This is a genomic window from Robertmurraya sp. DFI.2.37 (assembly GCF_029211245.1).
Classification (GTDB): Bacteria; Bacillota; Bacilli; order Bacillales; family Cytobacillaceae; genus Robertmurraya; species Robertmurraya methanolica_A.
In genome coordinates, this window is the sequence record NZ_JARGEJ010000366.1 from 1 (window position 1) to 368 (window position 368).

Sequence of the window (368 nt, forward strand, 5' to 3'; positions counted from 1 at the left end):
AGACACCAGCAACATAGCCAGCTGATCCTAAGGCCAGCATCATATAGCCAAGCTGACTGACAGTGGAGTAAGCTAGTACTCTTTTAATATCCTTTTGCACTAAACCGATATCTGTAGATTTACCTATTTTTTAAACAGAAATAAATGATAAAATGCAAGTAAAGTAGTCTATGCTTCTTGCTTTTTTTGAAATTTTTCATGTGGCTCCAAAGGAAAGATTTAAGCTTAAAAACGGGACAATGTTATTTGTCCCGTTCTTCTCTATCCTCAACATAGGGTTCATGTTCATATGCGGGCAAATCTCCGAATGTTGTCATGAGCGTTACGAAGAAGTACTCGACGAAGAAGGAATCATGACAACATTCGGA

At 38.0% G+C, this 368-nt stretch carries 1 pseudogene; it reads right to left on the reverse strand.

Annotation, left to right across the window (positions count from 1 at the left end):
• Positions 1-118, reverse strand: a pseudogene (locus PZE06_RS26905) (proton-conducting transporter transmembrane domain-containing protein); the annotation flags it as partial.
• Positions 119-368: the final 250 nt, after the last annotated feature.